Consider the following 26,160-nt stretch of genomic DNA (forward strand, 5'->3'; position numbering starts at 1 on the left):
ATGGCTGGAGTCAAGGCGAGCGCTGCGGTCTCGCACGTCGGCCGGATCCGCTCGAACAACCAGGATTCCGGCTACGCCGGCCGTCGCCTGTTCTTCGTGGCCGACGGCATGGGCGGGCACGCGGGCGGCGACGTGGCGAGCGCGATAGCCGCGCACCGCATCGCCGAGGCCGATGTCGACCACCAGAGCGCGACGGAGGCCGCGGCCGAGCTCGAGTCGGCACTGCTCGCCGCGAACCGGCGCATCACCGAGACCGTCGCCGACCACTCCGAGCTCACGGGCATGGGCACCACGGTCAGCGCCCTGCTCATCGAAGACAGCCGCGCCGTGATCGCCCATATCGGCGACTCCCGCATCTACCTCATGCGATCGGGCGAGCTCAGCCAGATCTCCACCGACCACACGTTCGTGCAGCGCCTCGTCGACGCCGGCCGCATCACCGCCGAGGAAGCCATGGTGCACCCGCGGCGGTCGGTGCTCATGCGGGTGCTCGGCGACGTGGAGTCCGCGCCCGAGGTCGACACCATGGTGCTCGACACCCGGCCCGGCGATCGCTGGCTGCTCTGCTCCGATGGCCTCTCGGGCGTCGTGTCCTTCGACGAGATCCACCAGCTGCTCGCCTCCGACGCCGGAGCGAAGCAGGTCGCCGACCGGCTCGTGAAGGCCTCGCTCGACGGCGGCGCCCCCGACAACGTCACGGTCGTGCTCGTCGACATCGGGGAGCCGCCCGCACCGGCCACTCCCCCGCTGATCGTCGGGTCCGCCGCGGCGCCGCTGGCCTTCGGCCAGCCCTCCGAGCCCGTGCGGCCGCGTGGCATCTTCCTCACGCCGTTCCGTCCGCACCCCGTGCAGGAGACGCACTTCGAACCCGACTCCGAGGAGTTCTTCGACGAGCTCATCGAGGAGGACGCGCGCCGTCGCCGTCGCCGCCGGTTCGTCTGGGGATTCTGGATCGTGCTCCTCGTCGCCGCGATCGTGGCGGTGTTCGTGCTCGGCTACCAGTGGACCCAGACCAGGTTCTACGTCGGCGAGTCGAACGGCCGGGTGGCGATCTTCCAGGGCATCCAGCAAGACCTGGGGCCGATCTCGCTGCACGAACTGCACACCGAGACCTCGCTCGAAGTGTCCGAACTGCGCACCTACGACCAGCAACGGGTCGAGCAGACCATCACCGCGGGCGACCTGGCCGAGGCGTACCGCATCGTGCAACGGCTGGAGGCGTCCCTTGAGTGACCGACGCGTTCAGACGCCGCCCCAGGGCAGCGCGGCGACGCCGCCCGGCGGCGTGCGCCGCATCCGGCTGCCGCAGAAGCTGCGCAACCTCGAGCTGTGGCTGCTCGCGTTCGCGTGCGCGATCAACGCGTGCTCGATCGTCCTCGTGCAGCTCGGCGCGCTCGGCACGATCGACACCCAGCTCGTACTGCTCGGAGCGGGCCTGTCGCTGCTCGTCTTCGGCCTGCACATCGCCATGCGCTTCGTCGCCCGCGACGCCGATCCGTTCCTGCTGCCCATCGCGACCGTGCTGAACGGGCTCGGCATCGCGATGATCTACCGCATCGACATCGCCGAGGGCGACGCGGGCTGGGAGTCGGCCGCGGTGCGGCAGATCGCGTGGAGCGCGATCGCCATCGTCTGCGCCATCGCCACGATCCTGCTGATCCGCAACCACCGGATGCTGTTCCGCTACACCTACGTCGCCGGGTTCCTCGCGATCGTGCTGCTGCTGCTGCCGCTCGTGCCGGGTCTCGGGCGCGAGGTGTACGGCGCGCGGGTGTGGATCTCGTTCGGTGAGTTCGCCTCGTTCCAGCCTGGTGAGATCGCGAAGATCGCCCTCGCGGTGTTCTTCGCGGGCTACCTCGTCCGCAACCGCGACTCGCTGTCGATGGTCGGCAGGAAGTTCCTCGGCATGCAGTTCCCGCGCGCTCGCGACCTCGGGCCGCTGCTCATCGTGTGGGCGCTGTCGATGGGCGTCATCGTGTTCCAGCGCGACCTCGGCACGGCACTGCTGTACTTCGGCCTGTTCCTCGTCATGCTCTACGTCGCCACGAGCCGGCTGTCGTGGGTGGTGCTCGGCCTCAGCCTGTTCCTCGCGGGTGCGCTCATCGCCAGTCAGACCCTCGACTACGTCGGCAACCGCTTCGCGAACTGGCTCGACCCGTTCAACCCCGAGCGCTACGACGCGGAGACGGGCGGCAGCTACCAGCTCGTCCAGGGCCTGTTCGGCCTCTCGAACGGCGGTCTCATCGGCACCGGCTGGGGTCAGGGACGTCCCGACATCACCCCGGTGCCGCAGTCGGACTACATCATCGCGAGCCTCGGCGAGGAGCTCGGGCTCGCGGGCGTGTTCGCCATCCTCGCGCTCTACGTGCTCTTCGTGGCGCGCGGCTTCCGCATCGGGTTCGCCGGCCAGGACGACTTCGGCAAGCTCCTCGGCGTGGGCCTGTCGTTCACGCTCGCCCTGCAGGTCTTCATCGTGGTCGGCGGCGTGATGCGGGTCATCCCGCTCACCGGTCTGACGACGCCGTTCCTCGCCGCCGGCGGGTCCTCGCTGGTCGCGAACTGGATCATCGTCGCGCTGCTGCTGCGCCTGTCCGACACGATCCGCAACCATCCGAGGCTGGTGATCGACGGATGAATCGCGAACTGAAGCGGGTCACCCTGCTCGTGCTGGTCATGTTCCTGACGCTGTTCGTGGCGTCGTCGGTGATCCAGTACGCGCAGGCCGAGACCCTCGCGCAAGACCCCCGCAACTCCCGGACCCTCTACGAGAGCTACTCGGTTGAGCGCGGGCCGATCCTCGTCGGCGGCGAGCCGATCGCGTACTCGCAGCCGTCGGGCGACGACTACAAGTTCCAGCGCGTGTACGCGAACGGCCCGCTCTACGCGCCCGTGACCGGCTTCATCCCGGTGAACGGGGAGGCGACCGGGCTCGAGCGGTCGGCGAACTCGTATCTGTCAGGGCAGTCCTCGACCCAGTTCTTCGACCAGCTCAACCGCATCATCTCCGGGCAGGACCCGATGGGGGCATCCGTCGAGGTTTCGATCGACGCGCAGGTGCAGCAGGCCGCGTGGGACGCCCTCGGCGACTACACCGGCGCGGTCATCGTGACCGAGCCGGCGACCGGTCGCATCCTCGCGATGGTGAGCAAGCCCACCTACGACCCCAATACGCTCGCCGTGCACGACGGCGCCCAGGTCGAGGCGACGTACCAGGCGCTTGTCGACGACCCCATGGACCCCCTCTACAACCGCGCGACGGGCGGCGACATGAACCCGCCCGGCTCGGTGTTCAAGCTCGTCGTCACCGCCGCCGCGCTCGAGTCGGGCCGGTACACCCCCGACAGCACGTTCCCGAACCCGGCGACGTACACCCTCCCCGGCAGCAGCTCGATCGTGCGCAACTCCAGCGGCGGCACGTGCGGCCCGGGCGCAGAGGTCACCCTCGCCGATGCGCTGCGTCTCTCGTGCAACATCCCGTTCGCCGAGCTCGGCGTCGAGCTGGGCGACACCGCGATCCGTGAGCAGGCCGAGAAGTTCGGCTTCAACTCCGAGTTCGAGATCCCGACGGCCACCGAGCCGAACATCTACCCCCGCGGACTGGATGACGCGCAGACCGCGCTGTCCGCCTTCGGCCAAGGTCCGGTGCGCGCGACGCCGCTGCAGATGGCCATGGTCTCGGCCGCGATCGCGAACGGCGGCATCGTGATGAACCCCACCGTCGTCGACCAGATCACGGCCCCCGACTTCAGCCCGCTGCAGGAGTTCGAGGCGACCGAGTTCGGCCGGGCGATCAGCGAGGAGACGGCCGCGACCATGGTGCAGATGATGGTCAACGGCGTCGAAAACGGTGCCGCCGATAATGCAAGAATAGACGGCGTCAGCGTGGCCGGTAAGACGGGTACAGCGGAGAACGGCGAGAGTGACCCGTACACTCTCTGGTTCACCGGTTTTGCCCCCGCCGACGACCCTCAGTATGCGATCACGGTACTCGTGGAGGATGGCGGGGGACTTGGTCAGGAGGGGTTCGGCAACGGAATTGCCGCTCCCGTCGCACAACAGGTACTAGAGGCGGTGCTGAACAAATGAGACCGAGCGCTGGGCTCACCTTCGGAGGACGGTACGAGCTGCAGTCCCGGATCGCCATCGGCGGTATGGGAGAAGTGTGGCAGGCCACCGACCTCGTGATCGGGCGACAGGTCGCCATCAAGATCCTGAAGGACGAGTACCTCGGCGACCCCGGCTTCCTCGAGCGGTTCCGCGCCGAGGCCCGTCACGCCGCGCTCGTGAACCACGAGGGCATCGCCAACGTGTTCGACTACGGCGAGGAGGACGGCAGCGCCTACCTCGTGATGGAGCTCGTGCCCGGTGAGGCGCTGTCCACCATCCTCGAGCGCGAGCACGTCCTGTCGACCGACAAGGTGCTCGACATCGTCGCGCAGACGGCAGCCGCGCTGCAGGCCGCGCACGCGGCGGGCCTTGTGCACCGCGACATCAAGCCCGGCAATCTGCTCATCACGCCTGACGGCCGGGTCAAGATCACCGACTTCGGCATCGCCCGCATCGCCGACCAGGTGCCGCTCACGGCGACCGGTCAGGTCATGGGCACGGTGCAGTACCTCTCGCCTGAGCAGGCCTCGGGCCACCCGGCGTCCCCGACGACCGACATCTACTCGCTCGGCATCGTGGCCTACGAGTGCCTCGCCGGCCGTCGGCCGTTCACGGGCGAGTCGCAGGTGGCGATCGCCATGGCGCAGATCAACGAGACGCCGCCCGAGCTGCCCGTGACCGTCTCCGAGCCGGTGCGCAATCTCGTGTACGCCTGCATCGCGAAGAACCCGGCCGACCGGCCCCAGTCGGCAGCGCACCTCGCGCGTGCCGCGCAGGCGCTGCGCCGCGGCGACGTGCAGGCGGCTGCCGCAGCCGTGCCCGCCGTGCTCGGTGCCGCGGGCGCCACCGCCGCGACGATGCTCATGCCGCAGCAGGGGCAGACGGCCGCGACGACGGTCCTGCCGAGCGCCGCGGGAGCCTCGACCACGACGGTCACCGATGAGGAGGGCGTCGAGGAGGAGCCGAAGAAGCGCAGCCCCTGGACGTGGCCGCTGATCATCCTCATCGCGATCCTCGCGATCGTGCTCATCGGCACGATCATCGCGCTGCTCACCAACCAGGGCGGCGGCGGCGAGGAGCCGTCCCGGAGCACGCCGCGCACCACGGCGGCATCCACGCCGGCCACGACCCCGACCACGCCGCCGACGAGCGAGGCGCCGCAGACCGTGCAGGTCGACCGGGCCGCCTACCTGGGCATGAACGTCGACGACGCCGCGGCCGCCATCGAGGCGCTCGGCCTCCCGACGAGTCGCGTCGAGGGCGGTCCCGCGACCGACCCCGGCCAGACCAACACCGTCACCGACGTGAACCCGTCGGGCCCGGTGCAGCCCGGCACGACGATCACGCTCACCTACCTCACCGCGCCGGAGGAGCCGGCTGCGCCGAGCGGGCCTCCGACCGTGAACAACGACGAGGTCAAGCCCGGTGCCACCGTTCAGGTCAGCTGGCCCGCCCAGACCTGCCCGTCGGGTCAGCAGCTGAGCGGCTACCAGCTCACGGCCTCGAACGGCGCGACGCCCGCGTCGTCGGTGCTGCCGGCCGGCACGACGAACACGGTCGTGACCGCTCCGAACGCCGAGGGCACGTTCGACCTCTCGTTCTCGTACTTCTGCGGCCAGCTCCAGTCGCCGGCCTCCTCCGCGACCACGGTGACGGTGAGCAACTCGGCATCCTGACCCCGAGGAGCCGCCCTCACCCGCCCAGCCACCCGAGGAACCAGACGACAGGAGCAGATGCACCGTGAACGATGAAGGACGTGTCCTCGCGGGTCGCTACCGCGTCGGCGCCCTCATCGGGCGCGGCGGCATGTCGGACGTGCACGTCGGCACGGACTCGCGGCTCGGCCGTCAGGTGGCGATCAAGCTCCTGAAGCCGCAGCTCGCGACCGACCCGGCCTTCCGCATGCGCTTCCGCCAGGAGGCGCAGTCCGCGGCCCGCATGGCGCACCCGACGATCGTGCGGGTGTTCGACGCGGGCGAGGAGACCGTGGTCGACGCGTCCGGCCACGAGGTGCAGCTGCCCTTCATCGTCATGGAGTACGTCGAGGGCCGGCTGCTCAAAGACATCATCCACGACGGTCCGCTCGAGGCGCAGGCCGCGGTCCGGGTGATCGACGGCGTGCTCACCGCGCTCGAGTACTCGCATCGCGCCGGTGTCGTGCACCGCGACATCAAGCCGGGCAACATCATGATCACCACCGCCGGCCAGGTGAAGGTGATGGACTTCGGCATCGCCCGGGCCGTCTCCGACTCCGCGACGACGGTCGCGCAGACGACCGCGATCCTCGGCACCGCCGCCTATTTCTCGCCCGAGCAGGCGAAGGGCGAGACGGTGGATGCCCGTACCGACCTGTATTCGGCGGGCGTGGTGCTGTTCGAGATGCTGACCGGCCGGCCGCCGTTCCGCGGCGACACGCCGGTCGCGGTCGCGTACCAGCACGTCAGCGAGCGTCCGGTGAAGCCGAGCGTGATCAACCCGCGGGTCTCCCCGGCACTCGACGCCGTCGTGATGCGGGCGCTCACGAAGGACCGCACGAAGCGGTACCAGACGGCCGCCGAGTTCCGCGAGGACGTCGAGATCGCGGCATCCGGTCGCGTGCCGGTGCACCGCGAAGCCGAGGGGGCCGCAGCCCTGTTCGGCACCACGCCGACGGGCTCGCTCTCGTTGTCGACCTCGGAGCTCGCGCTCCGGCAGCTCACTGAAGACGACACCATGGTGCGCACCCAGCGGCGCCCGCCGGCGGTGTGGATCTGGTCGGGCATCGTCGCGGTCGTCGTCATCGTCATCGCGGTCATGTACTGGGCGTTCAACCTGCAGCCGGCCGATCAGCTCCCGTCCAACGTGCGCGAGGTCCCAGCCCTCGCCGGGATGACCTACGAGGAAGCCGCCGACCAGCTCGAGCAGCTCACCCTCCCGCCGACGAAAGTCGACGAGACCAGCGAGACCGTCCCGAGCGGCCAGGTCATCCGCACCGATCCGCCCGCGGGCGAGAAGGTCGCGACGGAGACCGAGATCACGGTCTACGTGTCGAGCGGTCGGGTGCCGGTCGCCGTGCCGCCCGTGACGAACATGACCGTCGACCAGGCCAAGGAGGCGCTCACCGCGGCCGGCCTCGTGCCGGGCGCCGAGACGCGCCAGAGCTCGCCGACCGTCGCCGCGGAGACCGTGCTGGGCACGACGCCCGAGGCGGGCGCGACGGTGCAGGCCGGGTCATCCGTCGATCTGCTGATCTCGAGCGGCAAGGTGACGCTCACCGACCTCACGGGTCAGACGCTGGCCGCGGCATCCGACTTCCTGCGGGCCGCCGACCTGCAGCTCACGCCCGTGCCGAAGCCCGACGGGTCGTGCAAGGCGCAGCCCGGTTCGCCGGTGACGCGTCAGTCGCCCGCGCCGGGCGAGGTGGCCCAGAAGTCGAGCGTCGAGCTCACCTACTGCGCCGGCTGAGCACAGCCGGCCGCCGCGCCGCCGGCAGGGTCTCGCCCGTCAGGCCGTCGCGCGCACGAGCGGGTTCAGCTTCGCCGCGCGCTCACGCGCACCCGGCAGGCCGACGACGTCGAGCCAGTTGCCGAGCATCCGGTAGCCGCCCTCGGTGAGCACCGACTCGGGGTGGAACTGCACGCCGAAGAGCGGAGCCGCCTCGTGGCGGAGCCCCATGATCACACCGCCCTGGGTCCGGCTCGTGACGACGAGCTCGCTCGGCACCGTGTCGTCGACGACCGCGAGCGAGTGGTACCTCGTGGCGGTGAAGGGCTGCGGCACGCCGTCGTAGAAGTCGCTGCCGTCGTGCTCGATGCGCGACGTCTTGCCGTGCATCAGCTCTTCGGCGTTCGTGACGACGGCGCCGAACGCCTCGGCGATGGCCTGGTGTCCGAGGCAGACGCCGAGCAGCGGCTGCCCGCTCGCGAGCGCCGCCTCGACCACCGGGATCGAGACGCCCGCGTCGGCCGGCTTGCCGGGCCCGGGCGAGATGAGCACGCCGTCGTACTCGGCGATGCGAGCCGGCACCTCGGATGCCTCGAACGCGTCGTTTCTGAGCACGTCGGTCTCCGCGCCGAGCTCCTGCAGGTAGCCGTTCAGCGTGTAGACGAAGCTGTCGTAGTTGTCGATGACGAGGATGCGGGTCATTGGTCCACCGTGACGTTGATCGGGTTGAGAATGCCGTCGACCCAGGGGAAGACCCAGGTGAAGAGGGCGTAGACGACGGCCGCCGCCAGGATGAGGAGGATGAGGAGCCGGACCCACCAGGGGCCGGGCAGGACTCGCCAGAGCGCTCCGTACATATCAGCTCTCCCAGCTCGCGACGGCGTCGGCGATCTCCGCCGGCGGGTTGGCGGCACCTGGCTGCCACGACTCGAGGACCCCGTACGCGATGATGCGCTCGGCGGTCGAGTACAGCGGGTTGCAGCTGGTGAGCGTGATGATGCGGTCGGTCGGCTGCAGGTCGGGATGGTGCGGCACCGGAGCCAGGACATCGACGGTCTCGGGCGTCACGTACTCGAAGTCGCGGAACCGGTAGGTGTACCAGCCGTCCTTCGTCTGGATGTAGATCGCGTCGCCGAGCTGCAGCTGTTCGATCTCGTGCATGCCACCGCCGTAGGCGCTGCGGTGCGCCGCGATCGCGAAGTTGCCGACGGCACCGGGCATCGCAGTGCCCGGGTAGTGGCCGACGCCGAGGCTGAAGCTGTTGAGCACGTCGAGACCGGTGCCCTCGGCGATGTTGCGGACCGAGTCGAACGTGCCCTCGGCGTTGAAGCGCGGGACGTACATCACGGCGAACGCGTCGCCGTTGCCGTACTTCGTCTGATCGACCACGGGCTCGCCCGGATCGGCGGGCGGCGGGGTCGCGGCGGGGTCGCCGTGCTCCGCCCGGTCCTGCTCGGCCCACGACGTACTGCGATCGGACGCGGCATCCGACTGCTGACCTGCCATGATCGCGTCGTTCCACCAGAGCTGCCAGCCGAGGAACAGCAGGATCAGGACGCCCGCCGTCAGCAGCAGCTCGCCCAGCACGCCGACGACGCTGACCCGACGGCGCGGGCGAGCGGTGGCGGACTCGGACATACCGGCGATTCTAGCCGCGCAGCCCGGCCGCCCCGCTGGGAGTCCGGCGGCGCCTCGGCTAGAATCGCCCGCATGGCACGTACGAAGTCCCCCAAGCCCGCGCGCGCGGAGGTCGCTCCCGGCGAGGACGCCCCGAACCCCGTCTGGTTCAAGCCGGTCATGTTCGGCTTCATGCTGGTGGGGCTCGCCTGGATCATCGTGTTCTACGTCTCCGGCGGCGCGTTCCCCATCCCCGACCTCGGGTCGTGGAACATCCTCATCGGGTTCGGCATCGCGTTCATCGGGTTCCTCATGACCACGAGGTGGCGATAGCCGCTGCGGCACGGTCGCCGCATCGACACGAGAAAAGGGCGGATGCTTCGGCATCCGCCCTTTTCCCATACTTGTCCCCAGTTCTGCACACACTGTGGAAACCGGGAAAGCCCGGTTTTCCGCGGATCTGGGGAATGACACCGATGTGATTCTCCCCAGGGTGTGGAGAACCTGTGGATAACTAGCCGAGCAGTGGGAAGTACACGTACCGGAGGCTCGCGACCAGCAGGAGCGCCGTCAGGCCCACGAGGAGTCCGATCTGCAGGCCCCGCTGATCGCGCTTGCGGGTCTCCACGAAGATCCACCCGACCAGAGCGCCGACCGCCAAGCCGCCGAGATGCGCCTGCCAGGCGATGTTCCAGCCGGGTACGAACCCGATCACCAGGTTGATCGCGAGCAGCACGAACAGCTGCGTGGTCTGCCCGCCGAGGCGGCGCTGGATGACGAGGAACGCGCCCATCAGGCCGAAGATGGCACCGGATGCCCCGACGACCGACGTATTCGGGTCGGACAGCCAGACCACGCCGACCGATCCGCCGAGTCCGGCGATGAGGTAGAGCGCGAGGAAACGCCAGCGCCCGAGCAGCCCTTCGAGCAACTGCCCGAAGATCCACAGGGTGTACATGTTCAGCAGGACGTGGAAGATCAACGCCGTCGAATGCACGAACACCGTCGTGATGAGCCGCCACGGCTCCAGGTGGATGTCGCTCACGGCGAGCGGCGTGAAATACAGCCAGTTCGTCACGCCGAGCCCCGGGACCAGCTGCAGCAGGAACACCGCCACCGTCACCCCGATGAGGGAGTAGGTCACGACCGGCGCACCCCGACCGCTCGCCGAACGCATGCGCGTGAGCACCGCCGGCTTGGTCTTCGGCGCCTGCGCGCGCTGCTCCTTCATGCACTCGGGGCAGATCACGCCGACCGGGGCCGGCGTCTGGCACTCACCGCAGATGGTGCGGCCGCACCGCTGGCACAGCACGAAGCTCTGCCGATCGGGATGCCGATAGCAGAATCCGTTGCGGTCGCCGGCCGCGTCGCTCACGCGAGTCAGCGCGGCTCGACGGTGATGCGCTCGATGACGACGTCCTCGAGCGGCTTGTCGCGGCCGTCGGTCGGGACGGTCGCGAGCTTGTCGACGACCGCCTGGCTCGCGGCATCCGTCACCTTGCCGAAGATCGTGTGCTTGCCCTGCAGCCAGGTGGTGGGGCCGACGGTGATGAAGAACTGCGAGCCGTTGGTGCCGCCGCCCGTGATGCGGTCCTTGCCGGCGTTGGCCATGGCGAGGACGTAGGGCTCGGTGAAGTCGAGCTCGGGGTTGATCTCGTCGTCGAACTGGTAGCCGGGGCCGCCGACGCCCTGTCCGAGCGGGTCGCCGCCCTGGATCATGAATCCGGGGATGATGCGGTGGAAGATGACGCCGTCGTAGAGCGGGTCGGTGCTCTTCTGACCGGTGGCAGGGTGCGTCCACTCGATCTCGCCGGTCGCGAGGCCGACGAAGTTCTTGATGGTCTTCGGGGCGTGGTGGCCGTAGAGCTCGACCTCGATGGGGCCGTGGTTGGTGTGGAGCGTCGCGACAGCGGTGGGAATCGGCATTCCCATATTCTCTCACGCGCCCATTCGTCAACCGGCAGGCCGCATCTGGACTCCCACCCCATTTCCAGGCGGCTCGGTGGCAAGATGGAGGAACTCGCTGCACAACGATGGAGGTCGGTATGAGCCTGTCACGCAAGCGCAAGAAGGAACTCAAGCGGCTGCGCAGGAGTGCGGAGGAGCTGTGGGGGAACCAGCAGGCGGTGCTCGAGCACGCGAACGCCGTGGCGCGTGAGGCGAGCCACCAGCTCGGCAACCTCACCCGCGAAGAGGTCGTTCCGCGCGTGCGCAGCGGCTACGAGACGTACGTCCGCCCGGGCATGGAGCAGGCGAAGGGCTTCGCCCGCACCGCCGGCTCGACCGCCGAGCGCACGCTCGGCAACGTGCTCGGATCGGTGCTCTCGATCGGCGACATCGCCAACGACGCCCGGGTGCGTCGGGCGGTCGAGCGCGTCTCGCCGCGGGCGGTCGCGATCGTCGACAAGAAGAAGGGTCCGGGCGTCGGCACGTACCTCGCGATCGGCGCGGCCGTCGTCGCGGCCGCCGGCGTCGCCTACGCGGTCTGGCAGACGTTCCGCGCCGATGACGAGCTCTGGGTCGCCGACGACGAGCCGTCCGGCACGGCCGGGTCCGACTCCCCCGCGCTCTGACGCGCATCTGAGACACCCGAACGGCCCCGTCGCATCGCGGCGGGGCCGTTCGTCGTCTCAGGGCTGACCCTGATTTCCAGCCGATTTCCATATTCGTGTGCATGGGAGCTTGCGCCCGCGTTCCGAAGCCCGATAGTGTCATGAACCGATCCGCTGAAATCTGAGAGGAGTGATGACCGATGATGCGTATTCAGAATCGACGGCACGGCTTCACCCTCGTCGGCGGCCACGCCTGCTGAGCCTTCCCGGCATCGCCTGCCGCGCGTGAAGCCTCACCGCCCCGCGTGAACACGGTCTGACCCGTCACGCACTGCGTCATCCGACGCCGTCGCCCTGCGACCGCCGGAACACACGCCATCTCCGGATGCCCCGCCGACACCTGCCGGCCTCGTTCGAGGCTCGGCCCGCGGCGGTCCGCTTCGACTCCGGCCGCACCAGCGGCCGAGGTCGCGGCCCGAGCATCCGCGCCATTCCCTCACGTCACCTCAGACGAGTGCGCGCCCGCGCGCTCGACCTCTCTCCACCGAAGAAGAAGGAACCACCGTGAACACCACGCTCACCGCAGTCCGCTCCTCCTCCGGGAGCACCGACCGCGTCCGCCAGCAGGCACGACTCGCCCGCGAACGCACGGTCACCCGCGTCGGCCTGGCCCTGGTCGCCTGGGGCCGCCGGCTCGACGCCCGTCTCACCACCGAGGCGGTCACGATGAGTCGCCGCAACGCCGAGCTCGCCAACGCCCTGCGCGACGGCACCTATGCCGGCGTCTCGACGCTCACCCGGCCCTCCCTCTGACGATCATGTTCGCCGCAGGGACGCCACTCGAACGGCCCCGTCCGCACTGGACGGGGCCGTTCCGCGTTGCCGGCGAGGGCCGCTACGCCTGGGGCGGCACGCCGTCGGCGGGCTCGGCCCGGTTCAGCCGGAGCGCGATGTCGACGAGCGCGACCCGCTTCAACCGCGGCACTTCGGCGAGGGGGAACCAGTGCGCCTCGTCGCTCGAACCGCCCACCTCGTTCCTGAGCTCGCCACCGAGAACGCTCGCGCGGTAGACGACACGCATCGCGTAGAGCGGATCCGCTCCGCGATGCCGCTTCGCCGCAGGGATCACCATCGTGTCGATACCGAGCAGTCGGTCGACGGATGCCTCGTACCCCGTCTCCTCGAAGATCTCGCGCTTCGCCGCGACGGTGGGGTGCTCGTCGCCCTCGACCCCGCCGCCGGGGAGGGTCCATCCGGAGCGGCCGTGCTCGTTCCAGTGCGCGAGCAGGATGCGATCGCCGTCGATGATGACCCCGTAGGCCGCGATGCGGATGTCCATCCCGTCACTGTACTTGCGAGGCCTCCAAGGCCCTGAGTCCGGTCAGGCTCGCCAGCCGGCGGCCCGAGCGCTCCGCGATGACCACGAGCACCGCATCGCAGTGCCCGCAGCGGCCGACCGATCCCATCGCCGTGCGGTACACCATGAGCCCGGCCACCGGCGCGCGCGCACCGCATTCGGCGCAGGAGGCGAGCATCCCGGTGAGGTCGGCCCCGAAGAGGTCGGCGAACGCTCCGGCGAGCGCGTTGCCGTCGACGTGCTGCATCAGGCACCTCCGAATCGCTCGGTGCGGATGGATGACGCGGGATGCCCGGCGGCGACCAGCCAGTCGGCGACGGACTCGACGAACGGCGTCGGTCCGCAGACGAAGATCCTCGGCTCGCGCTCGACCGGCCACACGAGTTCGCCCAGCACGTCGGCCGTGAGGCGCCCCGGTGCACGCGTCGCGCCGGCTGGCGCCTGCCGGGTGTAGACGACGTCGAGCGCGAGCCGCGTCGGCTCCGGGGCGGCGGCGAGCGCCGCGAGGTCGTCGGCGAAGAAGAGGTCCTCGGGGGTGCGCACCGAGTAGAGGAGACGGAAGGGCGTGGCATCCGCCGCCGCCGCGTGCGCCGACGCCATCGCGAACAGCGGCACGACGCCCGATCCCCCGGCGATGAGCTGGACCGGTCGCGGCATCGCGGCCGCGTCGGCGCCCGCTGAGCTGTCGGCCGCGTCGCCGGGTGCGCCGTCGCGGGCCGGCCGCCAGACGAAGAACGCGCCGAGCGGGCCGTGCACCTCGATCTGATCGCCGACCTGCAGATCGTGCACCAGGAACGGCGACACCTCGCCGCCGTCGACCTCCGCGATCGCGAGCACGACCCGGGTGCCCGGGCCGGACGACGCGATCGAGTAGGACCGGCTCGCCTGGTAGCCGTCCTCGGCCGTCAGCCGCAGGTCGAGATGGGCGCCGGCCTCGTTGCCGGGCCAGGTCGGAATGTCGAGGGCGATCCGACGCGAGGTCGGCGTCTCCTGGCGCGCCTCCGCGACGGTGGCGACATGCCAGGCGGCGCGGGTCACCAATAGCGCTCCTCGCGCCAGGGATCGCCGTGCAGGTGGTAGCCGTTCTGCTCCCAGAACCCCGGGTCGTCGGTCGGCATCGTGACGAGCCCCCGGATCCACTTCGCGCTCTTCCAGAAGTAGAGGTGCGGGACGAGTAGCCGCGCAGGGCCGCCGTGCTCGGGGTCGAGCGGCTCTCCGTCGGCTTCGAACGCGATCCAGGCCTGCCCGTCGAGGAGCTCATCGAGCGGCACGTTCGTCGTGTATCCGCCGTAGCTGTGGGCCATGACGTAGTCGTGGCTCGTCTCGACCTCCTCGAAGATCTTGTCGAGCGGCACACCCCGCCAGGCCATGCCGAGCTTCGACCAGTGGGTCACGCAGTGGATGTCGACCGTGACATCCTCGACCCCGAGGGCCTGCATTTCGTCCCAGGTCCACTCCTTCCGACCGGCCTCGGTACGCACCTCGAACCGCCACTCGTCGGTCGAGATCTCGGGCGTCGGCCCGGCCGAGAGCACGGGCCAGTCTTCGACGAGCGTCTGCCCCGGTGGGAGCCGCTCGTCGCGATCCCGTCCCCGACCTGAGAACCCGCGTGTGATGAACGACATCCTCCACCCCTTCCGACCCTGCTCACGTTAGTGAGCGCAGCGGCGGATGTCACCGATCGGCGCGCACGGGTTCTCCCTCGGCGCCGCGCGGCCGACTCATCGGGTCATCCGCTACCGTGGTCGAGTCCACGACGGAAGGGTGCGGCTGATGAAGACCGGTCTCGTCGCGATGGGGATCGGCGCAGGGGTACTCGCGCTCCTCGGCCTCGTGCTCACGCTGTTTCCGGGCCCGTCGGCCACGTTCGGCTGGTTCGCGTACCAACCCATGGGCGACTTCGGCTTCGTCGGCGGAATGCCGTTCGTGCCCACGACACGCCTGTGGGGTCTCGGGCTCATCGCCGTCGCACTGGTCATCGGCGCCTTCGTGGCGGGGTGGGCAGTGGGAACCGCGCACGCCAGCCGAGTTCGGCGCTAGGTACCGGGTTCACTCCTGCACGGCGCCGCGCAGGACGTCCGAGGTGAGTGCATCCATGGGGTAGAACGCCTCGAGCCGCAGTTCGTCGATGGTGACGTCGAGCGCGGACTCGACGGCCGAGGAGATGCTGAACATGCGGAGGGTGCGTCCATCGATGTCGACCTCCAGCGGGACGACCACATCGGTCGGGAGTGGCCGCCCGGCGAGCTCGCCCGGGTAGGACTCGGCCTCTTCGAGCAGGTCGCGCAGTCTCCGATCCCCCGTGCGTTCGGCGCGGTTGCCGAGCTGACCGAGGAGATGTGAGCGCCATTGCCCGAGGTTCCGGATGCGCGGCGCGAGCCCTTCGGGGTGCAGCGAAAGGCGTATGGCGTTGACCGGCGGCTCGAGCAGGTGGTCTGCGCAGCCGTGGAGCAGGAGGTCGGTCGCCGTGTTGCGGTCGACGATGTCCCACCACCGATCGACCAACAGGGCGGGGTGCGGGACGTGCGCATCGAGGATCTGCTGGAAGGCCGCGCTCACCGCGAGCAGCTCCGGTGCGGCGAGCGACCGTTGCGGATGCCGCGGAGCGAACCCGCCGGCGTGGAGGAGCTGGTTCCGCTCACGAAGCGGGAGCTCCAGGTTGGCGGCCAGCCGGTTGATCATGTCCCGGCTCGGCGCGGATTTGCCGGTCTCGACGAAGCTCAGATGCCGAGCGGAGATCCCCGTGAGCGAGGAGAGCTGGAGCTGACTCAGGCGCCGCCGCTCACGCCAACTGCGGAGCAGGCTCCCGACCTCCGGGCTGTCGACACTGGTCATGCTCCGACCCTATGGCCGGCCCGGCGAGGCGCGCGATGACCTCCCAGGTCATCGACACGGTGACGTCTCCGATCGGAGCATGGGTGCAGCGACGCACCAGTCGCCACGACCGAAGGGACATCCGATGACCACCATCACCGATCGCTACCTCACGGCTTGGAACTCCACCGACCCGTCCGAGCGAGCCCGCCTGCTCGCCGAGCACTGGCGTGACGACGCCACCTACACCGATCCGCTCGTCGAAGTCACCGGTCGTGATGCGATCGCGGCCACAATGGCCGCCGTGCAGACCCAGTTCCCGGGCTTCGTATTCTCACTCATCGGCACGCCCGACACCCACCACCGGCAGACGAGATTCCAGTGGGGACTCGGGCCGGAGGGTGCGGAGCCGCCCATCGTCGGCTTCGACGTCATCGTTGCCGACGAGGACGGCCGCATCCAGCAAGTCCTCGGCTTCCTCGACCGGGTGCCCGCCTGACGACCGCTGCTGCTAGTTTCCTGGCCATGACGTCTCTCAGTGCCACGGTCTCCCCGACGTCCTCCCCGGTGACCGCGCGGAGCGGTCGACGCTGGGTCATCACGGCAGGGATCGCTGTGCTCGTTCTCGCCACGGCGTATCTCCTGGCCGTCTGGACCATCGGTGGTCAGGAGCTCGAGAACGCGGCGCTGCGCGGAGCCGACCAGGTACGCGCAGATGAACGCACCGCCGCCGACGAGGCGCTCGGAGCGATCACGATCTGGTCGCTGGGCGTCGCGATCGTGATCGTGGCCGCGATCGCTCTGGTACGTCGGCGGGTCGACCTCGCGGTGGCGGCGGTGGGGGTGATCGTGCTGGGCCAGCTCATCACCCAGTCCCTCAAGCGCTTCATCCTCCCCCGTCCCCCGCTCGTGGAGGTCGTCGGGGACTACGCCGGCAACAGCTTCCCGAGCGGCCACACCACCATCGCGATGACGGTCCTGTTCGCGATGCTCATCGTGGTCCCGTATCGGTGGCGCGGACTGACCATGTTCCTCGTGCTGAGCTGGGCGATCGGCATCGGGGCGTACACCGTCACCGCGAAGTGGCACCGATTCAGCGACACCCTCGGTGCTGACGCCGTGGCGCTGCTGTGCGCCAGCCTGGCCAGCCTGTGGCTCGCCCGCCGTGGGGCCGTCGCACGGTACGAGGGTCGGCCGCATCGGGCGCGCGTCGTCCTTGTGGTCCTCGTCGCCATCGCCACCGCCACGCTTCTCGCCGTGGGGGCCCTGCTGTGGGGCATCCCCCTTGCGCGCGGAACCGATCTCGCGCTGCGCGATCCGGTCCAGGACTACACGGCCTACCTGGGCGCGCACTCGCTCGCCGCCGGCGCATCGGGAACAGCCGCGCTCGCCTTCTGGCGGCTGTGGTATCGCCGCGAGGTCACCAGCGGCAGGCGAACCCCTGCCGGCCCGGAACTCGAGCACAGCACCGGTCACCGGTGAACACCGGCGGCTGGGCTCAACGCGAAGATGTCGAAACTGTGGAGCCTAGGAGATTCGAACTCCTGACATCCTGCTTGCAAAGCAGGCGCTCTACCAACTGAGCTAAGGCCCCGAACGAGCCGAACGGCTCGTGGTGTGGAGTTGTGGAGTGGGGATACGAGGACTTGAACCTCGGACCTCTTCGTTATCAGCGAAGCGCTCTAACCGCCTGAGCTATATCCCCGAGAGGTGCCGGCCGTTTCAGGCCGAAGGACAGCCTACCCGACCCGTGACGAAAGTCCGAATCGAGCGAGGCCGTCCTTCGGCCGAACGGTCAGTTGTTGGTGAAGCCGACCAGCAGGCCGCCGGTGATCCGCACGCTGAGGTTGTACAGCACCGCGATGACCGCGCCGAGCACCGTCGTCACGACGAGGTTGATCAGCGAGCCCACGACGGCGAAGCCCATCACGTTGCCGAGGGACAGGAAGGCCGTCAGGTCGGTGCCCGACCCCGCGACATCCTGAACCAGGTTGTTCACGAGCGTGAAGATGCCGGTCGAGTTGAGCACCGTCCACACCAGGAACGACGCGACGATGTTGACGACCGCGAGGCAGATCGCCACGAGGAACGACAGCTTCACCGTCGACCAGAAGTCGATGTAGACCAGGCGCAGCCGCACCTGCTTCGCCGGAGGGCGACGGGTCGACTTGCGAGCCAGCTTGTCGGCGACGCTACTCATGAAAACGCTCACTCCTCTTCCGCGACCTGCGTCGCTTCGGCCTCGGTGGCCTCCTCGGCGGCGTCCTCCACGAGATTCCGCTCGGAGTTCTTCGCGACGGCGATGATGCGGTCTTCCTGCGCGAACTTCGCGAAGACGACCCCCATCGTGTCACGGCCCTTGGCGGGCACCTCGGCGACGTCAGAGCGTACCACCTTGCCACTGGCAAGAACCACAAGGACCTCGTCGCTCCGGGAGACGATGAGCGCACCGGCGAGGTCGCCGCGTTCGTCGTTCAGCTTGGCCACCTTGATGCCCAGGCCGCCGCGCTGCTGCTTGCGGTACTCCTCGATACGGGTGCGCTTGGCGTAGCCGCCCTCGGTCACGACGAAGACGTAGGTGTCGGTGTCGCTGAGCTTCTGGCCGGCGATCTCCTCGCCGGCGTCGTCGGTGGAAGCATCCGTCTCATCGGAGGACCCGACGACGGATGCCTCGAGCAGCGAATCGTCACCGCGGAACGACATGCCCTTCACCCCGGACGTCGCACGGCCCATCGGGCGGAGCGCGTCGTCGTTGGCCTCGAACCGCAGCGACATGCCCTTGCGCGAGACGAGGAGGATCTCGTCGTCCTCGTCGGCGAGCATCGCCGAGACGAGCTCGTCGCCCTCGCGCAGGTTGATCGCGATGACGCCGCGCGACCGGTTGGTGTCGTACGCCGTCAGCTCGGTCTTCTTCACCAGGCCGTCGCGGGTCGCGAGCACGAGGTACTTCGCCACCTCGTAGTCGCGGATGTCGAGGATCTCCGCGATCTGCTCGTCGGGCTGCAGCTCGAGCAGGTTCGCGACGTGCTGGCCCTTCGAGTCGCGGCCGCCTTCCTGCAGCTCGTACGTCTTCGCCCGGTACACCCGGCCCTGGTTCGTGAAGAACAGCAGCCAGTGGTGCGTGGTGGTGACGAAGAAGTGCTCGACGACGTCGTCGGCGCGGAGCGCCGCGCCCTTCACGCCGCGGCCGCCGCGGTGCTGCGACCGATAGTTGTCGCTCCGGGTGCGCTTCACGTAGCCGCCGCGGGTGACGGTGACGACCATCTCCTCCTCGGGGATGAGGTCTTCGATCGACATGTCGCCGTCGAACCCGGGGACGATGTGCGTGCGGCGCTCGTCGCCGTATCTGTCGGCGATCTCGCGGAGCTCGTCGGCGATGATCGAACGCTGGCGCGACGGAGTCGCGAGGATGTCGCGGTAGTCGGCGATCTCCCGCTCGAGGTCGGCGGCCTCGTCCATGATCTTCTGCCGCTCGAGGGCTGCGAGGCGGCGCAGCTGCAGCTCGAGGATGGCGCGGGCCTGGATCTCGTCGATGTCGAGCAGCTCGATCAGGCCGTCGCGGGCCTCCTCGACCGTCGGCGAACGGCGGATGAGTGCGATGACCTCGTCGAGCGCGTCGAGCGCCTTGAGGTAGCCGCGCAGGATGTGCATCCGCTCTTCGGCCTTGCGCAGCCGGAACTCGGTGCGCCGCACGATGACGTCGATCTGGTGGTCGACCCAGTGCGCGATGAAGCCGTCGATCGAGAGCGTGCGGGGCACGCCGTCGACGATGGCGAGCATGTTGGCGCCGAAGTTCTCCTGCAGCGACGTGTGCTTGTACAGGTTGTTCAGCACGACCTTCGCCACCGCATCGCGCTTCAGCACGATCACGAGACGCTGGCCCGTGCGGCCCGAAGACTCGTCGCGGATGTCGGCGATGCCCTGGATCTTGCCGTCCTTCACCAGGTCGGCGATCTTGATGGCGAGGTTGTCGGGGTTCACCTGGTACGGCAGCTCGGTGACCACGAGCGAGGTGCGGCCCTGGATCTCCTCGACGCTCACGACCGCGCGCATCGTGATCGACCCGCGACCGGTGCGGTACGCGTCGATGATGCCCTTCTGGCCGAGGATCTGCGCTCCGGTCGGGAAGTCGGGCCCCTTGATCCGCTGGATCAGCGCTTCCTGCAGCTCCTCGCGCGAGGCATCCGGATGCTCCAGCGCCCACAGGGCGCCCTCGGCGACCTCGCGCAGGTTGTGCGGCGGGATGTTGGTCGCCATGCCGACCGCGATGCCGACCGATCCGTTGACCAGCAGGTTCGGGAACCGCGCCGGCAGCACTGTGGGCTCCTGGGTGCGGCCGTCGTAGTTGTCCTGGAAGTCGACGGTCTCTTCCTCGATGTCCCGCACCATCTCCATGGCGAGCGGGGCCATCTTGGTCTCGGTGTACCGGTGGGCCGCGGCGCCGTCGTTGCCGGGCGAGCCGAAGTTGCCCTGGCCGAGCGCGAGCGGGTACCGCAGCGACCACGGCTGCACCAAGCGGACGAGCGCGTCGTAGACCGACGAGTCGCCGTGCGGGTGGAACTGACCCATGACGTCGCCGATGACGCGCGTGCACTTCGAGAACGAGCGGTCGGGACGGTACCCGCCGTCGTACATGGTGTAGACGACCCGGCGGTGCACGGGCTTCAGGCCGTCGCGCACGTCGGGCAGCGCGCGCTGGATGATCACGCTCATCGCGTAGTCGAGGAAGGAGCGCTGCATCTCCAGGTTCAGGTCGACCTGGTCGATGCGGCCGTGGATGCCGTAGCCGCCGTTCTCGCCCTCGCCCGCGGTGCCGGGCTCGATCACGTCAGATGTCAAGGAAACGCACGTCCTTCGCGTTCTTCTGGATGAAGGTCCGTCGGCTCTCGACGTCGTCGCCCATCAGCGTCGAGAAGATCTCGTCGGCTGCGGCGGCGTCCTCCATGGTCACCTGGAGCAGGGTGCGGGTCTCGGGGTTCATCGTGGTGTCCCACAGCTCCTGGTGGTTCATCTCGCCGAGACCCTTGTAGCGCTGGATGCCGTTTTCCTTCGGCATCCGCTTGCCCTCGGCGGCGCCCGCGGCGAGCAGCGCGTCGCGCTCGCGGTCGGAGTACACGTACTCGTGCTCGGCGTTGGTCCACTTCAGGCGGTACAGCGGCGGCTGCGCGAGGTACACGTAGCCCATGTCGATGAGCGGCCGCATGTAGCGGAACAGGAGCGTGAGCAGCAGCGTCGTGATGTGCTGGCCGTCGACGTCGGCGTCGGCCATGAGCACGATCTTGTGGTACCTGGCCTTCTCGGGGTTGAAGTCCTCCCCGATGCCGGTGCCGAACGCGGTGATCATCGCCTGGATCTCGGCGTTGCCGAGCGCTCGGTCGAGGCGCGCCTTCTCGACGTTCAGAATCTTCCCGCGAAGCGGCAGGATCGCCTGGGTCTCGGGGTTGCGCCCGGTCTTCGCCGAGCCGCCGGCCGAGTCGCCCTCGACGATGAAGATCTCGGACACCGTCGGGTCTTTCGAGGTGCAGTCGGAGAGCTTGCCCGGCATGCCGCTGGACTCGAGGAAGCCCTTCCGGCGGGTGGCCTCGCGCGCCTTGCGGGCGGCGATGCGCGCCGTCGCGGCCTGGATCGCCTTGCGGATGATCTCGCGGGCCTGCGTCGGGTTGCGGTCGAACCAGTCGCCGAGCTGGTCGCCGGTCACGCGCTGCACGAACGACTTCGCCTCGGTGTTGCCGAGCTTGGTCTTCGTCTGACCCTCGAACTGCGGCTCGGACAGCTTCACCGAGATGACGGCGGTGAGGCCCTCGCGCACGTCCTCGCCGGAGAGGTTGTCGTCCTTCTCCTTGAGAATGCCCTTCTCGCGGGCGTACCGGTTCACGAGCGTGGTGAGCGCCGCACGGAACCCCTCTTCGTGGGTGCCGCCCTCGTGCGTGTTGATGGTGTTCGCGTAGGTGTGCACCGACTCGGTGTACGCCGTCGTCCACTGCATGGCGACCTCGAGCGCGATCTTCCGCTCGGTGTCCTCCGACTCGAAGGAGATGACCTCGTCGTTGACGAGCTCGGCCTTCTTCGACTTGTTGAGGTATTCGACGTAGTCGACGAGCCCGCGCTCGTAGAGGAAGGTGTCGGTGCGCGGCGCCTCGACCGTGGCATCCGTGACGTTCTCGACGTCGGCCGGGTCGGCGGGCTCGCCCGCGTGGCGCAGGTCGGTGAGGCTGATGCGCAGGCCCTTGTTGAGGAAGGCCATCTGCTGCAGGCGTGCCCGGAGCGTCTCGTAGTCGTACTCGACGGTCTCGAAGATGTCGGGGCTCGCCCAGAACGTGGTGGTCGTGCCGGTCTCGTCGCTGGCCTCGTCTTGCGAGAGGGGGGCGAGCGGCACGCCGATCTCGTACGCCTGACGCCAGACGTGGCCCTCACGACGGACCTCGACCTCGAACCGCGTGGAGAGCGCGTTGACGACGGAGGCGCCGACGCCGTGCAGACCGCCGGAGACGGCATACCCGCCGCCGCCGAACTTGCCGCCGGCATGCAGCACGGTGTGCACGACCTCGACCGTCGAGCGGCCCTCGGTCTTGTGCATGCCCACGGGGATACCGCGGCCGTTGTCGACGACCTTGATGCCGCCGTCGGCGAGGATCGTCACATCGATGCCGGTGGCGTAGCCCGCGAGCGCCTCGTCGACGGAGTTGTCCACGATCTCGTAGACCAGGTGGTGGAGTCCGCGCGGCCCCGTGGAGCCGATGTACATGCCTGGCCGCTTGCGTACCGCTTCGAGGCCCTCGAGAACCTGGATCGCGTCTGCGCCGTATTCAGGCGCACTCTGGGCCTTCGTCGGTTCCGCTGTCATGGGTGAATCGGGCTCCAAACCGTCGTTGTGGCGACATCCGATCCTATCAAACGGAGCCTCCCGCCCAACCCGCGACGGGCCATCTGAGGGCATTTCACGCGTGGAGCGACCGTTTTCGTCACCTCAGCCGTAGGTATCGCGCGGACCGCGCCCTGGAACCGATCTGGGACCCCATTTCCAGGTGGGGGCGTCCGGCCCCTGGAAGCGGATCGTCTCGACACCCGCCCCCGGGTACCGTTCGACGATGCGCGTGACGAGCTCGGCACGCATCATCCGCAGCTGCGTCGCCCATGCCGTGGAGTCGCACCGCACCTGCAGCACGCCGCCCTCGATCGCGATGGGCTCGGAGTGCTTCGCCGTCTCTTCGCCCGCGACCTCGGTCCAGGACGCGAGCAGATCGTGCTGCGACAGCGGGCCCGACCAGCCGAGCTGGGAGGAGAGCTGATCGATGGCGTCGCCGAGCGGCTTCGGGTCGCGGCCGGGCGTGAACGGCTCGCTGCCGGTGCGCGGCGTCGCCCGCCGCGACGACCGCGGACGCGGGCGGTCGTCGCCGAACAGCTCGCGGAAGTGCTGATAGACGCGGGCCGCCTCAGACATGCGCGCTCCGATCAGGTGCATCGGATGCCTCGGATGCCTCGCCGGCGGCGGGCTCTTCCGCGTCGCCCGCCCCGTCCTCGTGCTCAGCGCCCGCGTCGACGATGCGGCCGGACTCGATGTGCACGATGCGCGCCGTGAGCGGCTCGGGCACGTCCTCGAGCACCGCGGCCGTGACGAGCACCTGCTCGAACCCGCCGATCGCCGCGGCGAGACGCTCGCGACGAAGCCGGTCGAGCTCGGCGAACACGTCGTCGAGCACGAGCACCGGATCGCCCGTCGACGAATCGCGGCGCAGCAGCTCGGCCGACGCGAGCCGCAGCGCGAGGGCGAACGACCACGACTCGCCATGGCTCGCATACCCCTTCGCCGGCAGGCCGTTCAGCAGCAGCAGCACGTCGTCGCGGTGCGGACCTGAGAGCGTGAGCCCTCGCTCGAGCTCCTTGCTGCGCCGCGAACGGAGGGCCGCCGCGAAGCGCTCGGCGGTCGAGACCCGGTCGACGGATGCCTCGGCCGAGGCATCCGCCATCGCGTCGTCGTCTTCGGGGTCGGCGCCGTCGATCGAGAGCACCGGCCGGAGCGACGGCGCATGGTCGGCATCGACGATCGCGCGGTACGCGTCGGCGAGCGGCTGAGCCAGCTCCGTGACGAGCGCGAGCCGCTGATCGATGAGCTCCGAGCCGAGCTCGACGAGGCGCTCGTCCCAGATGTCGAGCGTGGGCAGCGCGTCGGGCCGGAGTCCCCGTGCCCTGGCGCTCTTCAGCAGGGTGTTGCGCTGCTTCAGCACGCGCTCGTAGTCGGAGAGCACGCCGGCGAGACGCGGAGTGCGCTGCACCAGCAGCTCGTCGAGGAGCCGTCGGCGCACGGACGGCTCGCCCCGCACGATCGCGAGGTCTTCGGGGGCGAAGAGCACCGAGTGCGCGTAGCGCGGCAGCTCGCGCGGCTTCACCTGCGAGCGGTTGAGCTGCGCCTTGTTCGCACCCTGCCGGTTCAGCTGCAGCTCGACGAGCACGCGCCGGTCGCCGTGGGCGAGCAGCGCCCGCACGATGGCCGCGTCGGCGCCGGCGCGGATGAGCGCCTGATCACCGGAGACCCGGTGCGAGCCGAGCGTCGCGAGATAGCCGATCGACTCGACGAGGTTCGTCTTGCCCTGACCGTTGCGGCCGACGAGCACCGTGGCGCCCGGACCGAGCTCCAGCTCGGCGCGCGCGTAGTTGCGGTAGTCGGTGAGGGAGAGGCGTTCGACGTGCACGCTGGACTCCCTTCCCCTCGATCGACCGGAACCACGCTACCCTCGGCCGCCGACGGGCGGCCTCGCTACCGGAGCAGCAGGTTCGGCTGCAGCAGGTACCGGTAGCTGTCGTTGCCGGCCTGCTCGCGCGAGGTCTGGCTCGTGATGAGCACCGGCCCCGGCTTGTTCGGGTTCTCGGTCTTCGTGAACCCGATCCGCACGAACTCGCTCGGCACCGCCGAGAGGCCGTCGAGCAGGAACTGCGGCTTCAGCGAGACGACGGTCTCGTCGCCGGTGAGGATCGCGTCGATCGACTCCGACGCCTGCGCCTGCTCGCTGCCGATGGCCTCGAGGGTCAGCCCGTCGGCCGTGAAGCTGTAGCGGAGCGCGGCCTCGCGCTCCAGAACGAGGGCGACACGACGGGTCGCCTCGATGAGCTCGGCCGTGTTCATCACCGCGTAGTTGTCGACGGTGTCGGGGAACAGCCGGCGCACGGGCGGGAAGTTGCCCTTGATGAGCAGGCTGGTCACGGTCTTCTTGTCGGCGCTGAACGCGATGAGCTCGCGGTCGTCGCGGCTGGTGATCGCGACCTGAATGGTGCCCGAGTGCCCGAAGGTCTTGCCGACCTCCTGCAGGGTGCGGGCCGGCACGAGGGCGGTGTGGGTCTCCTCGGAGGCGACGCTGCCGCCGTCCCAGGCGATCTCGCGGATCGCGACGCGGTACCGGTCGGTGGCGACGAGGCTCAGGCTGTTCTCGCGCACCTCGAGCTGCACGCCGGTGATGACGGGGGTCACGTCGTCGCGCGAGGCCGCGACGGCGACCTGGGCGACGGCGCCCGCGAACTCGTCGGCCGGAACGACGCCGGTCTGCTCGCCGATCTCGGGGATCGAGGGATATTCCTCGACGGGCATCGACAGGAGCGTGAAGCTCGCGGAGCCGCAGGTGACGGAGATGCGGGACTCCTCGGTCGCGATCCGCACCGGGGCGTTCGGCAGGCGGCCGGCGATCTCGGCGAGGAGGCGGCCTGAGACCAGGACGGTGCCGGGCTCCTCGACGTCGGCCTGGATCTCGGTCTGGCTCGAGACCTCGTAGTCGAACGAGGAGAGCACGAGGCCGTCGTCGTTCGCTTGGATGAGCACGCCCGACAGGATCGGCAGCGTGGTGCGCTGGGGCAGCAGCTTGACGGCGAAGGAGACGGCCTCACTGAAGACGTCGCGATTGACCTGGAACTTCACGGTTCTCCCGTCGTGGAGGTGCTGAATCGAACCCATGCTAGCGGCTGGGCCGCGCGGCGACCCGGGCGGAGCCGGGCGCGACGCGCGGAATCGAGCCGATCGCGCGCCGATCGCGGAGCGATCGCGACCTGTCGGAGAGACCGCGACCCGCCACCGATCGACGCTCGTCGACCAGGTTGCCGAGCGCCCATCTTGAATCACTAATTCTCTTAACGGTGTTAACCGTTGTGGAAACTGTGGATGGTGTCAGGTGTTCCGCACGACCACGCCGATCGCGGCCGATCACGACTGTGCACGGTGTGTGGAATCCGTGCCGACAGCGGGAGGCCGCGCGTCAGCGGCCGCGGGCGTCTTCCACAGCCGGTCGTCGCGTCTCAACAGCCGTC

The 26,160-nt window shown here is 69.3% G+C and carries 27 protein-coding genes and 2 tRNA genes; 11 read left to right on the forward strand and 18 right to left on the reverse strand.

All coding sequences use genetic code 11. The features are described 5' to 3' along the window. From ABIQ69_RS17100 to pknB, 5 genes are all read left to right on the forward strand, one after another. Entirely contained in the window at nucleotides 1–1,233 is a 1,233-nt protein-coding gene (locus ABIQ69_RS17100) for a Stp1/IreP family PP2C-type Ser/Thr phosphatase (RefSeq protein ID WP_350348327.1), read from the forward strand. Continuing rightward, nucleotides 1,226–2,635 (forward strand): FtsW/RodA/SpoVE family cell cycle protein, encoded by a 1,410-nt coding sequence (locus ABIQ69_RS17105; protein ID WP_350348328.1) that lies wholly within the window; start codon nucleotides 1,226–1,228, stop codon nucleotides 2,633–2,635. The genes ABIQ69_RS17100 and ABIQ69_RS17105 overlap by 8 nt, the downstream gene beginning before the upstream one ends. Then, nucleotides 2,632–4,086 carry a penicillin-binding protein 2 gene (locus tag ABIQ69_RS17110; protein WP_350348329.1) on the forward strand — a complete coding sequence of 485 codons (1,455 nt, stop codon included), beginning with the start codon at nucleotides 2,632–2,634 and terminating at the stop codon, nucleotides 4,084–4,086. Before ABIQ69_RS17105 ends, ABIQ69_RS17110 begins: the two co-directional genes overlap by 4 nt. Then, nucleotides 4,083–5,783, forward strand: coding sequence for a serine/threonine-protein kinase (locus tag ABIQ69_RS17115; RefSeq protein WP_350348330.1), 1,701 nt, complete (start codon nucleotides 4,083–4,085; stop codon nucleotides 5,781–5,783). The genes ABIQ69_RS17110 and ABIQ69_RS17115 overlap by 4 nt, the downstream gene beginning before the upstream one ends. 64 nt (nucleotides 5,784–5,847) lie before the next feature. Continuing rightward, on the forward strand, nucleotides 5,848–7,551 hold the full coding sequence (pknB, locus tag ABIQ69_RS17120) for a Stk1 family PASTA domain-containing Ser/Thr kinase (RefSeq protein WP_350348331.1): 1,704 nt from the start codon (nucleotides 5,848–5,850) through the stop codon (nucleotides 7,549–7,551). A gap of 39 nt (nucleotides 7,552–7,590) precedes the next feature. Here pknB and ABIQ69_RS17125 read toward each other — a convergent pair whose 3' ends face one another. Genes ABIQ69_RS17125 through ABIQ69_RS17135 form a run of 3 tightly spaced genes read right to left on the reverse strand, consistent with a single transcriptional unit; the run spans nucleotide 7,591 to nucleotide 9,168 of the window. Then, nucleotides 7,591–8,232: a gamma-glutamyl-gamma-aminobutyrate hydrolase family protein gene (locus ABIQ69_RS17125; RefSeq protein ID WP_350348332.1), complete on the reverse strand. Its 642-nt coding sequence runs from the start codon at nucleotides 8,230–8,232 to the stop codon at nucleotides 7,591–7,593. Beyond that, entirely contained in the window at nucleotides 8,229–8,387 is a 159-nt protein-coding gene (locus ABIQ69_RS17130; RefSeq protein WP_350348333.1) for a hypothetical protein, read from the reverse strand. Before ABIQ69_RS17130 ends, ABIQ69_RS17125 begins: the two co-directional genes overlap by 4 nt. Before the next feature lies 1 nt (nucleotide 8,388). Then, nucleotides 8,389–9,168 carry a class E sortase gene (locus tag ABIQ69_RS17135; RefSeq protein WP_350348334.1) on the reverse strand — a complete coding sequence of 260 codons (780 nt, stop codon included), beginning with the start codon at nucleotides 9,166–9,168 and terminating at the stop codon, nucleotides 8,389–8,391. Between the two features lie 72 nt (nucleotides 9,169–9,240). Between ABIQ69_RS17135 and ABIQ69_RS17140 the strand changes: the two genes are divergently transcribed. After that, a complete protein-coding gene (locus ABIQ69_RS17140; protein WP_350348335.1) occupies nucleotides 9,241–9,480 on the forward strand; it encodes a cell division protein CrgA in 240 nt (79 codons plus the stop codon). A 181-nt stretch (nucleotides 9,481–9,661) separates the two neighbouring features. On the opposite strand, the gene ABIQ69_RS17145 is transcribed toward ABIQ69_RS17140, so the two are convergent. After that, nucleotides 9,662–10,522: a rhomboid family intramembrane serine protease gene (locus ABIQ69_RS17145; RefSeq protein ID WP_350348336.1), complete on the reverse strand. Its 861-nt coding sequence runs from the start codon at nucleotides 10,520–10,522 to the stop codon at nucleotides 9,662–9,664. A gap of 5 nt (nucleotides 10,523–10,527) precedes the next feature. After that, nucleotides 10,528–11,073, reverse strand: coding sequence for a peptidylprolyl isomerase (locus ABIQ69_RS17150; protein ID WP_350348337.1), 546 nt, complete (start codon nucleotides 11,071–11,073; stop codon nucleotides 10,528–10,530). 119 nt (nucleotides 11,074–11,192) lie between these two features. Between ABIQ69_RS17150 and ABIQ69_RS17155 the strand changes: the two genes are divergently transcribed. Beyond that, entirely contained in the window at nucleotides 11,193–11,720 is a 528-nt protein-coding gene (locus ABIQ69_RS17155; protein WP_350348338.1) for a hypothetical protein, read from the forward strand. Between the two features lie 543 nt (nucleotides 11,721–12,263). Next, nucleotides 12,264–12,512 carry a hypothetical protein gene (locus ABIQ69_RS17160; RefSeq protein ID WP_350348339.1) on the forward strand — a complete coding sequence of 83 codons (249 nt, stop codon included), beginning with the start codon at nucleotides 12,264–12,266 and terminating at the stop codon, nucleotides 12,510–12,512. A gap of 82 nt (nucleotides 12,513–12,594) precedes the next feature. Here the strand turns inward: ABIQ69_RS17160 and ABIQ69_RS17165 are convergent, their stop codons facing one another. The 4 genes from ABIQ69_RS17165 to ABIQ69_RS17180 are packed head-to-tail and all read right to left on the reverse strand — an operon-like array spanning nucleotide 12,595 to nucleotide 14,681. Next, a complete protein-coding gene (locus ABIQ69_RS17165) occupies nucleotides 12,595–13,038 on the reverse strand; it encodes an NUDIX hydrolase (RefSeq protein WP_350348340.1) in 444 nt (147 codons plus the stop codon). A 4-nt stretch (nucleotides 13,039–13,042) separates the two neighbouring features. Then, entirely contained in the window at nucleotides 13,043–13,303 is a 261-nt protein-coding gene (locus ABIQ69_RS17170; RefSeq protein WP_350348341.1) for a DUF6510 family protein, read from the reverse strand. Continuing rightward, nucleotides 13,303–14,094, reverse strand: coding sequence for an FAD-binding oxidoreductase (locus tag ABIQ69_RS17175; protein WP_350348342.1), 792 nt, complete (start codon nucleotides 14,092–14,094; stop codon nucleotides 13,303–13,305). The genes ABIQ69_RS17170 and ABIQ69_RS17175 overlap by 1 nt, the downstream gene beginning before the upstream one ends. Beyond that, nucleotides 14,091–14,681: a molybdopterin-dependent oxidoreductase gene (locus ABIQ69_RS17180; RefSeq protein ID WP_350348343.1), complete on the reverse strand. Its 591-nt coding sequence runs from the start codon at nucleotides 14,679–14,681 to the stop codon at nucleotides 14,091–14,093. Before ABIQ69_RS17180 ends, ABIQ69_RS17175 begins: the two co-directional genes overlap by 4 nt. Before the next feature lie 148 nt (nucleotides 14,682–14,829). On the opposite strand from ABIQ69_RS17180, the gene ABIQ69_RS17185 reads away from it, so the two are divergent. Next, nucleotides 14,830–15,096 carry a hypothetical protein gene (locus ABIQ69_RS17185; RefSeq protein WP_350348344.1) on the forward strand — a complete coding sequence of 89 codons (267 nt, stop codon included), beginning with the start codon at nucleotides 14,830–14,832 and terminating at the stop codon, nucleotides 15,094–15,096. A 9-nt stretch (nucleotides 15,097–15,105) separates the two neighbouring features. On the opposite strand, the gene ABIQ69_RS17190 is transcribed toward ABIQ69_RS17185, so the two are convergent. Then, on the reverse strand, nucleotides 15,106–15,891 hold the full coding sequence (locus ABIQ69_RS17190; protein WP_350348345.1) for a helix-turn-helix transcriptional regulator: 786 nt from the start codon (nucleotides 15,889–15,891) through the stop codon (nucleotides 15,106–15,108). Between the two features lie 124 nt (nucleotides 15,892–16,015). Between ABIQ69_RS17190 and ABIQ69_RS17195 the strand changes: the two genes are divergently transcribed. After that, nucleotides 16,016–16,369: a nuclear transport factor 2 family protein gene (locus ABIQ69_RS17195; protein ID WP_350348346.1), complete on the forward strand. Its 354-nt coding sequence runs from the start codon at nucleotides 16,016–16,018 to the stop codon at nucleotides 16,367–16,369. Nucleotides 16,370–16,437: 68 nt separating this feature from the next. Beyond that, entirely contained in the window at nucleotides 16,438–17,352 is a 915-nt protein-coding gene (locus ABIQ69_RS17200) for a phosphatase PAP2 family protein (RefSeq protein WP_350348347.1), read from the forward strand. 39 nt (nucleotides 17,353–17,391) lie between these two features. Here ABIQ69_RS17200 and ABIQ69_RS17205 read toward each other — a convergent pair. The 8 genes from ABIQ69_RS17205 to dnaN form a co-directional block, all read right to left on the reverse strand. After that, nucleotides 17,392–17,464, reverse strand: a tRNA-Ala gene (locus tag ABIQ69_RS17205). A gap of 37 nt (nucleotides 17,465–17,501) precedes the next feature. Then, nucleotides 17,502–17,575 (reverse strand) — tRNA-Ile (locus tag ABIQ69_RS17210). Nucleotides 17,576–17,665: 90 nt separating this feature from the next. After that, on the reverse strand, nucleotides 17,666–18,070 hold the full coding sequence (locus ABIQ69_RS17215) for a DUF3566 domain-containing protein (RefSeq protein ID WP_350348348.1): 405 nt from the start codon (nucleotides 18,068–18,070) through the stop codon (nucleotides 17,666–17,668). A gap of 8 nt (nucleotides 18,071–18,078) precedes the next feature. Continuing rightward, nucleotides 18,079–20,697, reverse strand: coding sequence for a DNA gyrase subunit A (gene gyrA, locus ABIQ69_RS17220; RefSeq protein WP_350348349.1), 2,619 nt, complete (start codon nucleotides 20,695–20,697; stop codon nucleotides 18,079–18,081). 1 nt (nucleotide 20,698) lies between these two features. Continuing rightward, nucleotides 20,699–22,714, reverse strand: a complete 2,016-nt coding sequence (gene gyrB / locus ABIQ69_RS17225; protein ID WP_350348350.1) for a DNA topoisomerase (ATP-hydrolyzing) subunit B — start codon at nucleotides 22,712–22,714, stop codon at nucleotides 20,699–20,701. Nucleotides 22,715–22,837: 123 nt separating this feature from the next. After that, nucleotides 22,838–23,311, reverse strand: a complete 474-nt coding sequence (locus ABIQ69_RS17230) for a DciA family protein (protein WP_350348351.1) — start codon at nucleotides 23,309–23,311, stop codon at nucleotides 22,838–22,840. Continuing rightward, nucleotides 23,304–24,560, reverse strand: coding sequence for a DNA replication/repair protein RecF (recF, locus tag ABIQ69_RS17235; protein ID WP_350348352.1), 1,257 nt, complete (start codon nucleotides 24,558–24,560; stop codon nucleotides 23,304–23,306). Before recF ends, ABIQ69_RS17230 begins: the two co-directional genes overlap by 8 nt. A 65-nt stretch (nucleotides 24,561–24,625) precedes the next feature. Further along, complete coding sequence (dnaN, locus tag ABIQ69_RS17240) at nucleotides 24,626–25,774, reverse strand: DNA polymerase III subunit beta (protein ID WP_350348353.1); 1,149 nt, start codon at nucleotides 25,772–25,774, stop codon at nucleotides 24,626–24,628. Nucleotides 25,775–26,160: the final 386 nt, after the last annotated feature.

The sequence above is a fragment of the Agromyces sp. G08B096 genome (assembly GCF_040267705.1).
In the GTDB taxonomy this organism is placed as follows: domain Bacteria; phylum Actinomycetota; class Actinomycetes; order Actinomycetales; family Microbacteriaceae; genus Agromyces.

Excerpts from the sequence above, each read along its gene's own strand:
- ABIQ69_RS17100 (WP_350348327.1), top strand. The coding sequence starts at position 1 with ATGGCTGGAGTCAAGGCGAGCGCTGCGGTCTCGCACGTCGGCCGGATC.
- ABIQ69_RS17185 (WP_350348344.1), top strand. The coding sequence starts at position 14,830 with ATGAAGACCGGTCTCGTCGCGATGGGGATCGGCGCAGGGGTACTCGCG.
- ABIQ69_RS17150 (WP_350348337.1), bottom strand. The coding sequence starts at position 11,073 with ATGCCGATTCCCACCGCTGTCGCGACGCTCCACACCAACCACGGCCCC.
- ABIQ69_RS17170 (WP_350348341.1), bottom strand. The coding sequence starts at position 13,303 with ATGCAGCACGTCGACGGCAACGCGCTCGCCGGAGCGTTCGCCGACCTC.
- ABIQ69_RS17165 (WP_350348340.1), bottom strand. The coding sequence starts at position 13,038 with ATGGACATCCGCATCGCGGCCTACGGGGTCATCATCGACGGCGATCGC.
- ABIQ69_RS17190 (WP_350348345.1), bottom strand. The coding sequence starts at position 15,891 with ATGACCAGTGTCGACAGCCCGGAGGTCGGGAGCCTGCTCCGCAGTTGG.
- ABIQ69_RS17115 (WP_350348330.1), top strand. The coding sequence starts at position 4,083 with ATGAGACCGAGCGCTGGGCTCACCTTCGGAGGACGGTACGAGCTGCAG.
- ABIQ69_RS17195 (WP_350348346.1), top strand. The coding sequence starts at position 16,016 with ATGACCACCATCACCGATCGCTACCTCACGGCTTGGAACTCCACCGAC.
- ABIQ69_RS17110 (WP_350348329.1), top strand. The coding sequence starts at position 2,632 with ATGAATCGCGAACTGAAGCGGGTCACCCTGCTCGTGCTGGTCATGTTC.
- ABIQ69_RS17140 (WP_350348335.1), top strand. The coding sequence starts at position 9,241 with ATGGCACGTACGAAGTCCCCCAAGCCCGCGCGCGCGGAGGTCGCTCCC.
- ABIQ69_RS17180 (WP_350348343.1), bottom strand. The coding sequence starts at position 14,681 with ATGTCGTTCATCACACGCGGGTTCTCAGGTCGGGGACGGGATCGCGAC.
- ABIQ69_RS17130 (WP_350348333.1), bottom strand. The coding sequence starts at position 8,387 with ATGTACGGAGCGCTCTGGCGAGTCCTGCCCGGCCCCTGGTGGGTCCGG.
- gyrB (WP_350348350.1), bottom strand. The coding sequence starts at position 22,714 with ATGACAGCGGAACCGACGAAGGCCCAGAGTGCGCCTGAATACGGCGCA.
- ABIQ69_RS17230 (WP_350348351.1), bottom strand. The coding sequence starts at position 23,311 with ATGTCTGAGGCGGCCCGCGTCTATCAGCACTTCCGCGAGCTGTTCGGC.
- ABIQ69_RS17135 (WP_350348334.1), bottom strand. The coding sequence starts at position 9,168 with ATGTCCGAGTCCGCCACCGCTCGCCCGCGCCGTCGGGTCAGCGTCGTC.
- ABIQ69_RS17125 (WP_350348332.1), bottom strand. The coding sequence starts at position 8,232 with ATGACCCGCATCCTCGTCATCGACAACTACGACAGCTTCGTCTACACG.
- ABIQ69_RS17155 (WP_350348338.1), top strand. The coding sequence starts at position 11,193 with ATGAGCCTGTCACGCAAGCGCAAGAAGGAACTCAAGCGGCTGCGCAGG.
- ABIQ69_RS17215 (WP_350348348.1), bottom strand. The coding sequence starts at position 18,070 with ATGAGTAGCGTCGCCGACAAGCTGGCTCGCAAGTCGACCCGTCGCCCT.